This window comes from Enterobacter cloacae complex sp. S2 (assembly GCF_015159675.1).
GTDB classification, from domain to species: Bacteria; Pseudomonadota; Gammaproteobacteria; order Enterobacterales; family Enterobacteriaceae; genus Enterobacter; species Enterobacter intestinihominis.
In genome coordinates, this window is record NZ_JADDTS010000013.1 from 6,663 (window position 1) to 21,237 (window position 14,575).

Consider the following 14,575-nt stretch of genomic DNA (forward strand, 5'->3'; position numbering starts at 1 on the left):
ATCCTTCCCCCACCACCATCACTTCCAGATTCTTAAGCACTCACTCAAGCACAATGCTCCATATTTCTCGATGCCGGGAGTAATCCTTCCCTGCCTGTTTTCCCCGGTGGCGCTTCGCTTACCGGGGCTACGAATAGGGTCTGTAGGCCGGGTAAGGCGCAGCCGCCACCCGGCATCCGCACGCCCCCCTGGATCGGGGACAAAAAAAACCCCGCAAATGCGGGGTTGTATTAATACAGCGAATCAGCGACGAGCACGCACAACCTGATATTTACGCGTCAGGTACTCCACCGGCGCACTCCAGATGTGCACCAGGCGAGAGAACGGGAACAGCACAAACAGGGTCATACCCAGCACCAGGTGAACGCGGAAGATAAACGCCACGCCGTCCAGATGCTCAGAAGCGCCCCCGCGGAAGGTCACGACAGACTGCGCCCATCCAACCAGCTTCATCATCTCGCTGCCGTCCATATGCTGCGCAGAGAATGGAATGGTCAGCAGACCAAGCGCACACTGCACCATCAGCAGGGAGAGGATCAGGATGTCCGCTCCGGTCGTGGTAGCCCGCACGCGTGGGCTGAACAGACGTCGTTTCAGCAGCAGCAGACCACCCACCAGGGTCATCACGCCACAGGCGCCGCCGGCAATCATCGCCATCTTCTGCTTCACGTCAATCGGCAGCCACGCTTCGTACATCCAGTGCGGGGTCAGCATCCCCAGGAAGTGGCCGGCGAAAATTCCCAAAATCCCGATGTGGAACAGGTTTGACGCCAGGTTCATCCCTTTACGATCCAGCATCTGGCTGGAGGCAGCACGCCAGGTGTACTGGCCATAGTCATAACGCAGCCAGCTTCCCACCAGGAACACGGTGCCCGCGATATACGGGTAAATGTCAAAGAAGAACATATTCAGGAAGTGCATTAGTGCTGTCCTCCGTTAGAGATATTCAAATATTGCGGAGCCACCGCTCCGGCAAAACGACGCTGATGCGCGGAGATTTCAGATTCGCCACAGCTCTGGTCAGCAAAGAATTTCACCTGCTCTTCTTCCCAGACGGCATCCAGTGCTTGTGGGGTATCGTCACGGGCTTCATCCGCAATTTTTTCCGCCACTTTTTGACTGTCAACCGAGGCGTTAGCCAGTTTCACCAGCAGATCGAACAGGACTGCATAGCTGCTCTCACGTTGCTGGAGACGCGCGCCGAGCAACGCCAGAATGGGAGCAATGTCCTGCAACCCGCCCAGCGCTTCCTCTTTCGGCAACTGTGCCAGATATTCCAGATACAGCGGCAGGTGATCCGGCAGCTCGCGGCTGTCGAGTTGCAAACCGTGCTGCTCGTACTGGGCCATCAGATCCACCATCGCCTGACCACGGTCGCGGGATTCACCGTGAACGTGTTCGAACAGCAGCAGAGACGTGGCACGGCCCCGGTCAAACAGCTGGCTGTAGTCCGCCTGCGCATCAAGAAGATCGCGTGCCAGCAGATCGCGGAGGAAAACGCCCAGCTTCTGGGCATCCTCTTTATCCAGGTTTTCAGATGACGCGAGTGCATCAAAGAGTTCCTGTTGATGCTGCACAAGCGCAGCATCAGGGTACTCGAGCAGACGCGAAACAATGACGAGTTCAATCATTGGTGCGGCTCCGTTTTGCTGGTCACATCCATCGCGTCAATGCGGCGGCTGTTGAACAGGTTGAATTTGCTGTCTGACCCGTGGCAACCGTCGCCAAAGGTAAAGCCACACCCACTTTTCTCCGGGAAGGCCTCGCGAGCCAGTTCACGGTGGCTGCTCGGCACCACGAAACGATCTTCGTAGTTAGCGATTGCCAGATAGCGGTACATCTCCTGCGCCTGCGCCTCGGTCAGGCCGACCTCCTCCAGCGCGCGGGTATCGTTAACGCCGTCAACGGTTTCCGCACGTTTGAAGTGACGCATCGCCAGCATACGTTTCAGCGCCAGCAGTACCGGCTGGGTATCCCCTGCGGTGAGCAGGTTGGCCAGATACTGAACCGGGATACGCAGGCTTTCCACGTCCGGCAGAATGCCGTTGCTGCCCAGTTCACCCGCGTCCGCCGCAGACTGAATCGGAGACAGCGGCGGCACGTACCAGACCATCGGCAGCGTGCGGTATTCCGGGTGCAGCGGCAGGGCCAGCTTCCAGTCCATCGCCATTTTGTACACCGGGGACTGCTGTGCGGCGTCAATCACGCTCTGCGGAATACCGTCTTTCAGCGCCTGCTCAATAACCTTCGGATCGTTTGGATCGAGGAAGACGTCCAGCTGACGCTGATACAGATCTTTCTCGTTCTCGGTGCTTGCGGCATTTTCAATCGCGTCCGCGTCGTACAGCAGCACGCCGAGGTAGCGGATACGACCTACGCAGCTTTCTGAGCAGACTGTCGGCATACCGGCTTCGATACGCGGGTAGCAGAAGATGCACTTCTCAGACTTACCGCTCTTCCAGTTGAAGTAGATTTTTTTGTACGGGCAGCCGGTGATGCACATACGCCAGCCGCGGCACTTGTCCTGGTCGATCAGCACAATGCCATCTTCTTCACGCTTGTAGATGGCGCCGCTTGGGCAGGTCGCCACGCACGCCGGGTTAAGGCAGTGTTCGCACAGGCGCGGCAGGTACATCATGAAGGTGTTTTCGAACTGGCCGTACATCGCCTTCTGCATGTTCTCGAAGTTCTGGTCTTTGGCGCGTTTTTCGAACTCGCCGCCCAGAATCTCTTCCCAGTTTGGACCGCTGGTAATTTTGTCCATGCGCTGGCCGGTGATCAGCGAGCGAGGACGGGCGATCGGCTGGTGTTTGCTTTCCGGCGCGTTGTGCAGGTTCTGGTAGTCGTAATCAAACGGCTCGTAGTAATCATCAATGCCCGGCAGATGCGGGTTAGCGAAGATTTTTCCCAGCAACATGGCACGGTTACCCATGCGCGGTTGCAGTTTGCCGTTGATTTTACGGATCCAGCCGCCCTTCCACTTCTCCTGGTTTTCCCAGTCGGTCGGGAAGCCGGTGCCCGGCTTACTTTCCACGTTGTTGAACCAGGCGTACTCCATACCTTCACGGCTGGTCCAGACGTTTTTACAGGTGACTGAGCAGGTATGACAGCCGATGCATTTATCCAGATTCAGCACCATGCCGACTTGTGAACGAATTTTCATTTTACGCTCTCCTGTACCTGGTCATTACCTTCGCCATCTAACCAGTTAATATTCTTCATCTTACGTACCACCACGAACTCATCGCGGTTCGATCCTACGGTGCCGTAGTAGTTAAAGCCGTAGGCCAGCTGGGCATAACCACCGATCATGTGGGTCGGCTTCGGCGTAATACGGGTCACGGAGTTGTGAATACCGCCGCGCTGCTCGGTGATCTCAGACCCCGGCAGGTTAACGATACGTTCCTGCGCGTGGTACATCATGGTCATCCCGGCCGGTACACGCTGGCTCACCACCGCACGTGCCGTCAGGGCGCCGTTGCTGTTGAACACTTCGATCCAGTCGTTATCTTCGATACCCAGATCTTTGGCGTCCGCTTCGCTCATCCAGACGATTGGCCCCCCGCGCGACAGGGTCAGCATCAGCAGGTTGTCGCTGTAGGTGGAGTGGATACCCCACTTCTGGTGCGGCGTCAGGAAGTTCAACGCCTTCTCAGGGTTACCGTTCGATTTCGCGCCCATCACCGCTTTCACGGAGCGGGTGTCGATTGGCGGACGGTAAACCAGCAGGCTTTCACCGAAGTCACGCATCCACTGGTGATCCTGATACAGAGACTGACGGCCAGAAAGCGTGCGCCATGGGATCAGCTCGTGAACGTTGGTGTATCCGGCGTTATAGGACACATGTTCATCTTCGAGGCCAGACCAGGTCGGGCTGGAGATAATCTTGCGCGGCTGGGCCTGAATATCGCGGAAGCGGATTTTCTCTTCCTCTTTATTCTTCGCCAGGTGCGTGTGATCACGACCGGTAAACTCGCTCAGGGCCGCCCAGGCTTTCACCGCCACGTGGCCGTTGGTTTCCGGGGCCAGGGTCAGGATCATCTCTGCCGCATCAATTGCCGTGTTCAGCATCGGCTGGCCTTTCGCCGGGCCGTCTGCTTTGGTGTAATTGAGCTTGCGCAGCAGGTCCATTTCGCTCTGGGTGTTCCAGGCGATGCCTTTACCGCCGTTACCGATCTTCTCCATCAGCGGGCCGATAGAGGTAAAGCGCTCGTAGGTTGCCGGGTAATCACGTTCAACCGGAATAATGTGCGGCGCGGTTACGCCCGGGATCAGGTCGCACTCGCCTTTTTTCCAGTCCTTCACGTCCAGCGGCTGCGCCAGTTCGGCAGCGGAGTCATGCTGGATTGGCAGCGTCACCACGTCGGTCTCTTTGCCCAGGTGCCCTACACAGACTTCAGAGAATTTCTTCGCGATGTCTTTGTAAATTTCCCAGTCGCTTTTTGATTCCCACGCCGGGTCAACGGCCGCCGACAGCGGATGAATAAACGGATGCATATCCGACGTATTCATGTCGTCTTTTTCGTACCAGGTGGCAGTAGGTAGCACGATGTCGGAGTACAGGCAGGTACTGGACAGACGGAAGTCCAGCGTCACCACCAGATCCAACTTGCCGTCGAGACCGTTGTCTTTCCACTCCACTTCTTCCGGCTTCACGCCGCCCTGCTTGCCGAGATCTTTACCCTGAATACCGTTTTCGGTACCGAGCAGGTATTTCAGCATGTACTCGTGACCTTTACCGGACGAACCCAGCAGGTTAGAGCGCCAGATGAACAGGTTACGCGGATGGTTTTTACCGTTCTCCGGCTGTTCTGCCGCGAAGCGGATTGAGCCGTCTTTGAGGGATTTAACGGTGTAGTCCACCGGTGACATGCCCGCTTTCTTCGCCGCTTCCGCAATACGCAGCGGGTTCGTACCCAGCTGCGGCGCAGACGGCAGCCAGCCCATACGCTCAGCGCGGACGTTGAAGTCAATCAGGTGGCCGCTGTAGCGGGATTTATCCGCCATCGGCGACAGCAGTTCCTGGGCGGTAACCGTCTCGTAGCGCCACTGGCTGGAGTGGTTATAGAAGTAGGAGGTGCTGTTCATGTGACGAGCCGGACGCTGCCAGTCAAGGGCAAACGCCAGCGGTTGCCAGCCGGTCTGCGGACGCAGTTTTTCCTGGCCCACGTAGTGCGCCCAGCCACCGCCGCTCTGCCCGACGCAGCCGCAGAAGATCAGCATGTTGATCAGGCCGCGATAGTTCATATCGAGGTGATACCAGTGGTTCAGACCGGCACCGACGATGATCATGGAGCGACCGTGGGTTTTGTCGGCGTTTTCCGCAAATTCGCGGGCGATACGGGTGATCTGGGCGCGTGGCACACCGGTGATCTGCTCCGCCCAGGCTGGGGTATAAGCCTTCACGTCATCATAGCTGGTCGCGCAGTTTTCGTCGTTCAGGCCGCGCTCCAGGCCGTAGTTCGCCATGGTCAGATCGTAGACGGTAGTGACCAGAGCAGTAGAACCGTCCGCCAGTTGCAGGCGCTTCACCGGCAGCTTGTGCATCAGAACGTTTTGCAACTCAACCTTGTTGAAGTGCTCGGAACCTTCACCACCAAAGTACGGGAAGCCGACATCGGCGATCTCATCCTGGCTGCCCAGCATGCTGAGACGCAGCTCCGTCTCTTCACCCGTGGTGCCGTTACGCTGCTCCAGGTTCCATTTGCCTTTTTCGCCCCAGCGGAAGCCGATAGAACCGTTTGGCGCCACCAGCTCGCCGTTGCTGTTGCAGGCGACCGTTTTCCACTCCGGGTTGTTTTCCTGACCCAGCGCGTCCACCAGATCCGCGGCACGCAGCATACGGCCTGCGGCGTAATAGCCGTCACGCTCTTCGAGCATCACCAGCATTGGCATGTCGGTGTAGCGACGCACGTAATCGGTGAAATACTGGCTTGGCTTGTCGAGGTGGAATTCACGCAGCATGACGTGGCCCATCGCCAGCGCCATTGCGGCATCGGTACCCTGTTTCGGCGCCAGCCACAGGTCGCACAGTTTGGCGATTTCGGCGTAGTCCGGGGTCACGGCGACGGTTTTGGTCCCTTTGTAACGTACTTCGGTAAAGAAGTGCGCATCCGGGGTACGGGTCTGCGGAACGTTAGAGCCCCAGGCGATGATGTAGCTGGAGTTATACCAGTCGGCGGACTCCGGCACGTCGGTCTGCTCACCCCAGGTCTGTGGTGACGCTGGCGGCAGGTCGCAGTACCAGTCGTAGAAGCTCAGGCAGGTACCACCGATGAGTGACAGGTAGCGCGCGCCGGAGGCGTAAGAGACCATCGACATCGCCGGGATTGGCGAGAAGCCTGCCACACGGTCAGGACCGTAGGTTTTCACGGTGTAGACGTTGGAAGCCGCAATCAGCTCGTTCACCTCTTTCCAGGAAGAGCGAACGAAACCACCGCGACCACGCGCCTGCTTGAAGCTTTTCGCTTTGTCGGCATCTTCAATGATGGAGGCCCAGGCATCAACCGGATCGCTGTGCTGCACTTTCGCTTCACGCCACATTTTCATCAGGCGTTTACGCATCAGCGGGTATTTCAGACGGTTGGCGCTGTAGAGATACCAGGAGTAGCTGGCCCCACGCGGGCAGCCGCGCGGCTCGTGGTTCGGCATATCCGGACGGGTACGCGGATAATCGGTCTGCTGCATTTCCCAGGTCACCAGACCGTTTTTAACGAAAATCTTCCAGCTACATGAGCCAGTGCAGTTTACGCCGTGGGTAGAACGGACAACTTTGTCATGCTGCCAGCGTTGACGGTAACCGTCTTCCCAGTCCCGGTTGGTATCCAGAACCTGGCCGTGCCCATCGGCAAAAGTTTCACCCTTCTGTTTGAAGTAGCGAAACCGGTCCAAAAATTTGCTCATCGGGTATCTCCTGTGTGGAGCCTGTGGCTCTCTAAATCGACATTGCTGATTTGCAGCGAAGGTAACGCTATGAAAGATGGTGAGAATTGATAACGATCAAGACGAAGGGGGACTCTGAGGGGGGGTATTAGATCAAATACCACCAAAGCGGTAGCCGTTAATATTTTTTAACCTTATGATTTATATAGATATATTTTATTTATCGTACAATAAGCGAGGCAAAATTTAACATCTTAGGTATTAAGGGGTAGAAACACCTGTAAAGCGATGGCGATCACAGCGTTACCTGCGTATGACCACAGGAAAAGCTATTAGTATGTTGTAACTATTTAGCGATTAAAAAAAGCGCGGCACTCAGGCCGCGCAAACGGATAATCAAGCTTACTTGTTTTTCTTGGTATTACGGCCATATACCAGCCAGGTGATGACCACGCAGGCGATATAGAAGACGAGGAATATTTTCATCGCACCCGCCGGAGAGCCGGTCAGATCCAGTGAGATACCGAACGCTTTTGGAATAAAGAAGCCGCCAATCGCGCCAATCGCAGAGATAAACCCAAGCGCCGCAGCGGTATCGGTGGCGGCTTCACGCATTGCCTGCTCATCGCTCCCGCCCTGCGCTTTCACGCGGTCCATGGTCAGCTTGCGAAAGATGACAGAGATCATCTGGAAAGTAGACGCACTGCCCAGCCCGGCGGTCAGGAACAGCACCATGAATACGCCGAAGAAGGCAAAGAAGTTACCCCCCTCACCACCCGCAGGCAGCGTCAGGAACAGCAGCGCACAGAAGATGGCCATCACAACAAAGTTCACCAGCGTAACGCGCGTTCCCCCCAGACGGTCGGAGATCATCCCGCCCAGCGAACGTGCCAGCGCGCCGATAAACGGACCGAAGAAGGCAAACTGAAGGATCTGCACGTCCGGGAACTGGGTTTTAGACAGCATGGCAAAGCCTGCGGAGAAACCGATGAACGAGCCGAAGGTCGCCAGATACAGCAGCGCCATCACCCACAGGTGGCCACGCTTCAGCACCGGCAGCTGCTCGCTCAGTGACGCTTTGGACGCGGACAGATCGTTCATGAAGAACCACGCCGCCAGGGTAAAGACCACCAGGAACGGTACCCAAATCCAGGAGGCGTTTTGCAGGAACAGCACGGAACCGTCGGGCTGCGTCACACCGCCGCCGCCAAAGGCCGCAAAGATGGAGACAGAGATCGCCAGCGGGGCAATCAGCTGCATCACGCTCACGCCCATATTACCGAGGCCGCCGTTAATGCCCAGCGCACCACCCTGCTTCGCTTTCGGGAAGAAGAAGCTGATGTTTGCCATACTGGACGCAAAGTTCGCCCCCGCAAAACCGCACAGCAGAGAGATAATCACGAATACGCTAAACGGTGTGGAGGTATCCTGCACCGCAAAACCGAGCCACACGCACGGTACGATCATGATCCCGGTACTGAAAGCCGTCCAGCGACGACCACCAAAGACCGGCACCATAAACGCGTAAGGAACGCGCAGCAGTGCGCCTGAAAGCGACGGCAACGCGGTCAACATAAACAGCTGATCGGTGGTAAAGGTAAAGCCCACTTTTGGAAGGTTAACCGCAACCGCACTAAACAACATCCAGACGCAAAACGCCAGTAACAGACATGGAACGGAAATCCACAGATTACGACTTGCTACACGATGGCCGCGCTGTTGCCAGAACGCCGGATCCTCTGGACGCCAGTCTGTAATAACGGCACCAGTTTCCCTTTCGGGAGCGGAAGAGTGACTCATAGACACCTCTGATTCTCGAATGATGCTGCAAACATTAGGGCTTTAGAGCGGCGGTAAGTTGATATAAATCAAAGGAAAAGTGGGAGGTTTTGCGGCGAAAAAAAAGCCATCACTCTTAATGAGTAGATGCAAAACGTAAAAAAGGTGTGGTTTTTCACGGTGCTGACGCATCCCTGCTTCGTCCACCCACTAACCGTTACCCCTCTGGCAATTTAGAGGTAATCCTTTATTGGTATGGGTATACTCCAGGGTATGCACCAGAATAGCGCCATTCCTGCAATCAGGTCACGTCAGGAGCCCGGCAACTCTATGTTAAAAAGATGTTTATCTCCGCTGACGCTGGTTAACCAGCTGGCGCTTATTGTTCTGCTGTCCACCGCTATCGGTGTGACCGGCATGGCTATTTCTGGCTGGCTGGTACAGGGTGTACAGGGTAACGCGCATGCCATCAACGAGGCAGGCTCGCTACGTATGCAGAGTTACCGGCTGCTGGCGTCGGTGCCGCTGACGCAGGCTGACCAACCGCTTATCGACGAAATGGAGCGTACCGCATTCAGCCCTGAACTGGAAAGAGCCGCCATCCGTGACGGTCAGCAATCTCAGCTTAAGGCGCTTCAGGGCTACTGGCATACCCAGCTGGAGCCTGGGTTAAAACGGGCGGAAGACCGGGAAACGGTCGCCCGGGACGTCGCCGGGTTTGTGTCACGCATCGATCATCTTGTCTCCTCATTCGATCGCACCACAGAGTTACGCATTGACCGTGTGGTGATGGTTCACCGCGCAATGGCGCTGTTTATGGGTTTGCTGCTGATTTTCACGGTTATCTGGCTACGCGCGCGGTTGCTTAATCCCTGGAAACAGCTCCTGGCGATGGCCCGCGCCGTCACACAGCGCGATTTTACCCAGCGCACGCACATCAGCGGGCGCAACGAAATGGCGATGCTCGGCGAGGCGCTCAACACCATGTCGGCAGAGCTATCAGAAAGCTACGCGGTACTGGAACAACGCGTCCAGGAGAAAACCGCCGGGCTTGAGCAGAAAAACGAGATCCTCTCTTTCCTCTGGCAGGCGAACCGTCGCCTGCATATGCAGGTCCCGCTTTGCGAACGTCTCTCGCCGGTACTGAACGGCCTGCAAAATCTGACTCTGCTCCGCGATCTTGAGCTTCGGGTTTACGACGTTGAGGATGAGGAAAACCATCAGGAATTTACCTGTCAGTCGGACATCTCCTGCGACGATAAAGGGTGTCATCTGTGCCCGCGCGGCTTGCCGCCACTTACCACCAGCGGCACGACCCTCAAGTGGCGGCTGATGGACAGCCATACCCAGTACGGTATTTTGCTGGCCACCCTGCCCGCCGGACGTCACCTGAGCCACGACCAGCAGCAGCTGGTCGATACGCTTGTTGAGCAGCTCACGGCCACGCTGGCGCTCGACCGCCACCAGGAGAAACAGCAGCAGCTGATCGTGATGGAGGAGCGTGCCACCATCGCCCGCGAGCTGCACGACTCCATCGCCCAGTCCCTCTCCTGCATGAAGATGCAGGTGAGCTGCCTGCAAATGCAGGACGAAGGCATGCCCGAGAGCAGCAAACAGCTGCTCAGCCAGATCCGCAACGAGCTTAACACCTCGTGGGTTCAGCTTCGCGAGCTGCTGACCACCTTCCGTTTGCAGCTCACCGAGCCGGGGCTGCGCCCTGCGCTGGAGTCCAGCTGTCAGGAGTTTAGTGCCCGGCTGGGCTTCCCGGTGAAACTGGATTACCAGTTGCCACCGCGTTTTGTTCCCTCTCACCAGGCGATCCATTTGCTGCAAATTGCCCGTGAAGCCCTGAGCAACGTGCTCAAGCATGCCGAGGCGACGGCCGTCACGGTCACCGTCAGCTGCCAGGATAATCAGGTGAAGCTCAGGGTTCAGGATAACGGCCGCGGCGTGCCGGAAAATGCCGAACGAACGAACCATTATGGTTTAATTATCATGCGAGACCGCGCGCAAAGCCTGCGCGGTGATTGCCAGGTTCGCCGGGGAGAGTCAGGTGGCACCGAAGTTGTGGTCACCTTTATACCCGAAAAGCCCCTCATAACTGCTCAAGGAGAAAACCATGACTAATCAGGAACCGGCATCTATCCTGTTGATTGACGATCATCCGATGCTGCGCACTGGCGTTAAACAGCTTGTCAGCATGGCGCCAGATATCACCGTCGTCGGGGAAGCCAGTAACGGCGAACAGGGTATTGAACTTGCCGAATCGCTCGATCCTGATTTGATCTTGCTCGATCTCAACATGCCGGGCATGAATGGCCTGGAAACCCTCGACAAGCTGCGGGAGAAATCCCTCTCTGGCCGGGTGGTGGTCTTCAGCGTCTCAAACCATGAAGAAGACGTGGTCACCGCCCTCAAGCGAGGGGCAGACGGCTATCTGCTGAAAGATATGGAGCCGGAAGATCTGCTCAAGGCGCTGCAACAGGCTGCCGCAGGCGAGATGGTGCTGAGTGAAGCGTTAACGCCGGTACTGGCCGCCAGCCTGCGTGCGAACCGCGCCACGTCTGATCGTGACGTCAGCCAGTTGACCCCGCGTGAGCGTGACATTCTGAAGCTGATTGCCCAGGGGCTGCCGAACAAAATGATCGCCCGCCGTCTGGACATCACCGAGAGCACGGTCAAAGTGCATGTCAAACACATGCTGAAAAAAATGAAGTTAAAATCCCGCGTCGAAGCCGCCGTCTGGGTGCATCAGGAGCGCATTTTTTAACTTACTCATCCGGCAGCAACTTCCACCGTGGATCGTCGGCAGGCATTGCGACGAGCGGTTGCACCACGGAAAGCGTGATCTCATTGGAGGAGACACGCTGCCCATCCTTATCTTCCACCACGGCCGTAAGCCGCCATGCGTTTTTCGCCCCTTCTGAATCATCCCATACAGGCATGATCACACTCCAGCCATCGCTGCTGTTGCCGTTTGCCGGTGAGGTCAGGCTGAGCGCCTGGGTATCACCCAGCCAGTGGATCTGCCGGATACCGTGCGTGCTGCGAATTTGCAGCTTCAGCATCACCGTTTCGCCTGGCTTAAGATCCCACGGCGGCGTGGCCAGATATACCGAGAGGGTTTTGCGCTGACGGAATTCCATCACGGGCAGATTATCGCGATCGGGTGAATCATAGCGGCTCCCCCGCAGCGAGCGCGTCGCCGCCACTTCCCCGGCGGAAAGCTGTTTCGCCAGCGGCACGCCAAAACGATAGTTGAGCTTCAGCCCGAGGTTATTCTGGCTAACGCCGCTCTCCCCCTGCTTATGGGCAGCCGTCAGGGTGACCAGCGGTACGGGGGTATAGTTCAGCCCCAGGTTGACCGCAACCGGGTTGTGATACCCCGTACCGCTGTTAAACAGATCGACGTTATCGCCAAAATACTGTTCAAAGCTGACGCTGGTGTTCAGGTGGTGAAACCAGGGAAGCCAGGCTTTGGCCGTTACGTCGTACCCGCGCGCCATGCGCTGCTCGCGGATGTCGGAACGCGGCTGCCAGCCAGCGAACGGCTGGTAGTAATTGGCCGACAGGCGCAGGTTTTCACCCCACGCCTCTGCGCCCAGCCCGGCACGTTGCAGGTTGTCTTCCAGCAGGTTGTCGTAAAAAGTGTTGTAGCCCAGCAGCCAGTTTCCGGCAACCCAGCGCTGACCAGCCCCGACGTTACTCACCAGCCCGTCTGTCTGCTGCGTCAGCCCAAGCTGGCTCCAGCTCAGATAGCGGGTGTTGTCGTTCCAGGGGATAAACCAGCTTCCGCTGCTGCCGTTAAAGTTGCCGTCGTCATCCACCAGCACATTGACGTTGGCGTTTCCCCAGGGTGAAAGCCAGGATTCAATCTGCTCGTTGACTTCCCCGCTCACGGCATCCCGCACCTTGCCAAACGCGAACTGTCGCGCCTGCTGCCCGGCCGTCAGGCCGTTATCGGTCATACTGGCTTCACCGAAGGCCTTAGCCATTTCAGCCAGATGCTTTTCGCCTTCGCTGGTCGGTTGCGCCATGCCGAGATCCGGCAGACTATCGCCGTTGTGATCAAACGGATTTTGCGCCTGCTGCACGAAGGATTTCGGCGCACCATGAACGGCTCCAGCCGTAAAAAGGGGGAGTAACAGCAAAAAACGGATGCGGGACGATACAGCCTTCAACGTCGTCAATCAGAACCTGTGTTTATGAACAAACACTTATTATGTTAACGCCATAAGTCCTGAAAACCAGTCTTAAGAGAAATTTCAGGAATATCCTGAAAAGATTTGTCGGGTGGCGTCTTCGCCTTACCCGACCTACAAATTCGTACCGGTGCGAAGCCGCCACCCGACGCCCTTACACTATTATCCCAACAGCGCTTTCAGCTCCGGCACGCAGGAACCACAGTTCGTGCCGCAGCGCAGCTTCACGCCCAGCGCTGGGGCAGAATCACAGCCTCCGGCTATTGCCTTACGTATCGTATTTTCACCCACGCTGAAGCAGCTACAGATAATTCGCCCGGGATCGGCATCTTCGTCCGGCCGTTGCCCGTGCAGCAGCGCATGGCGTTCAGCAAGTTGGACGGGCGCAGCAGCAAAGGCTTCTTCAATAAACGCATGCGCCAGCGCCGGCAGCGTATGGCCCTCCCAGTAGCCCAGCATCAGCTCACCGTGATGCCAGGCGAGCACGCTGCTGCGTTCTCCCGTCTGTGCCACCTGTAACTGCCAGCCCCGACCGCTGGCGTACGCCATGATCCACGACAGCAACGGCTGCTCCCCCGCCACCGTCAGACGTGAGGCTTTACGCCACCAGCAGACCGACGGCGGCAGCGCTGGCAGCTCGCGGGCATACAGTTCACCCTGCCAGGCCGGTAGCCAGGGCAGGATCCTCACCGCGGTTTGTTTACTCTCCGGCTGGCCGGACCCGGCATCAACCCGCCCTTCCACCAGCGCATTGACCTTACCCTGCCGGGCAAATTGCGCGTTCCAGTGCATCGGCGCAAACAGCTCGCCTGCACGCTGCGCGGTGGAGATACGTACTCTGGCAACCATCACTCCGCGCGGGGAGCTTACCCGCGCCAGCTGGCCGTCAGTCAGCCCGGCGCGCGCCGCATCGGTTGCGTTCATCTCAACAAAAGGCTCATCGATATGCTGCATCAGACGCGGAACATACCCCGTGCGCGTCATGGTGTGCCACTGATCGCGGATCCGCCCGGTATTCAGTATCAAGGGGTACAATTCGTCGACGCCTGCCCCATGCGGGGAGGGGTCAACCGGAACAAGCGTTCTTTGCGGGAAATCACCGGCATGCCACTGATACGGCGCCAGCTCGTCCCACGCCTCTCGTGACAGCGACGCCAGTTCGCGCAGGTTTAGCGCCCGTTCGCCGTTATTTTCAAACGCCGTTAGCGCCGCATGTTCACAAAATATCTCCTGAGGGTGTTCCCAGGCGAAGGCATCGCCATAACCGAGCTGGTCTGCGATCCGGGCGATGATCCACCAGTCCGGTCTGGCCTCGCCCGGCGCAGGCAGAAAGGCGCGCTGGCGGGAGATACGGCGTTCTGAATTGGTCACCGTGCCGTTTTTCTCGCCCCAGCCCAGGGCGGGAAAACGGATATGGGCAAACCGGCTGGTGTCCGTCTCCTGCATCACCTCAGATACCATGACCAGCGGGCAGGCCGCCAGCGCCTGGCACACCGCGTGGCTGTCGGGAAGTGACACGGCAGGGTTGGTGCCCATGATCCACACCGCCTTCACCTCGCCGCGGGCAATAGCGTCAAACAGTTCCACCGCCATCAGGCCCGGGGTCTGCGCCAGCTGTTCCGTTCCCCAGAAACGCGCCACGCGCGAGAGATCGTCCGGCTCGAAGTTCATGTGCGCCGCCAGCTGGTTCGCCAGTCCCCCCACTTCCCGCC

General features: G+C 57.7%; 9 protein-coding genes. 2 read left to right on the top strand and 7 right to left on the bottom strand.

The window, feature by feature from the left end:
* Positions 1 to 243: 243 nt before the first annotated feature.
* The 5 genes from narI to IPZ49_RS07165 all read right to left on the bottom strand — a co-directional run bounded on the left by narI (position 244) and on the right by IPZ49_RS07165 (position 8,682).
* Entirely contained in the window at positions 244 to 921 is a 678-nt protein-coding gene (narI, locus tag IPZ49_RS07145) for a respiratory nitrate reductase subunit gamma (protein WP_017384241.1), read from the bottom strand.
* A complete protein-coding gene (gene narJ / locus IPZ49_RS07150; RefSeq protein ID WP_022651366.1) occupies positions 921 to 1,631 on the bottom strand; it encodes a nitrate reductase molybdenum cofactor assembly chaperone in 711 nt (236 codons plus the stop codon). The genes narI and narJ overlap by 1 nt, the downstream gene beginning before the upstream one ends.
* The gene (gene narH / locus IPZ49_RS07155; RefSeq protein WP_017384243.1) at positions 1,628 to 3,163 is read right to left on the bottom strand and encodes a nitrate reductase subunit beta; all 1,536 of its coding nucleotides are present in this window, start codon (positions 3,161 to 3,163) and stop codon (positions 1,628 to 1,630) included. The genes narJ and narH overlap by 4 nt, the downstream gene beginning before the upstream one ends.
* Entirely contained in the window at positions 3,160 to 6,903 is a 3,744-nt protein-coding gene (locus tag IPZ49_RS07160; RefSeq protein WP_023300281.1) for a nitrate reductase subunit alpha, read from the bottom strand. Before IPZ49_RS07160 ends, narH begins: the two co-directional genes overlap by 4 nt.
* Before the next feature lie 381 nt (positions 6,904 to 7,284).
* On the bottom strand, positions 7,285 to 8,682 hold the full coding sequence (locus IPZ49_RS07165; RefSeq protein WP_017693303.1) for a NarK family nitrate/nitrite MFS transporter: 1,398 nt from the start codon (positions 8,680 to 8,682) through the stop codon (positions 7,285 to 7,287).
* A 309-nt stretch (positions 8,683 to 8,991) separates the two neighbouring features.
* On the opposite strand from IPZ49_RS07165, the gene narX reads away from it, so the two are divergent.
* Both narX and narL read left to right on the top strand, forming a co-directional pair.
* Positions 8,992 to 10,788 carry a nitrate/nitrite two-component system sensor histidine kinase NarX gene (gene narX / locus IPZ49_RS07170; RefSeq protein ID WP_033486844.1) on the top strand — a complete coding sequence of 599 codons (1,797 nt, stop codon included), beginning with the start codon at positions 8,992 to 8,994 and terminating at the stop codon, positions 10,786 to 10,788.
* Positions 10,781 to 11,431, top strand: a complete 651-nt coding sequence (gene narL, locus IPZ49_RS07175; protein WP_003856701.1) for a two-component system response regulator NarL — start codon at positions 10,781 to 10,783, stop codon at positions 11,429 to 11,431. The genes narX and narL overlap by 8 nt, the downstream gene beginning before the upstream one ends.
* A 1-nt stretch (position 11,432) precedes the next feature.
* Here the strand turns inward: narL and IPZ49_RS07180 are convergent, their stop codons facing one another.
* Both IPZ49_RS07180 and IPZ49_RS07185 read right to left on the bottom strand, forming a co-directional pair.
* Positions 11,433 to 12,851, bottom strand: a complete 1,419-nt coding sequence (locus IPZ49_RS07180) for a YchO/YchP family invasin (RefSeq protein WP_033486843.1) — start codon at positions 12,849 to 12,851, stop codon at positions 11,433 to 11,435.
* A gap of 174 nt (positions 12,852 to 13,025) precedes the next feature.
* Positions 13,026 to 14,575: molybdopterin dinucleotide binding domain-containing protein (locus IPZ49_RS07185; protein WP_193762837.1), on the bottom strand; the 1,550-nt coding region annotated here is incomplete at its 5' end.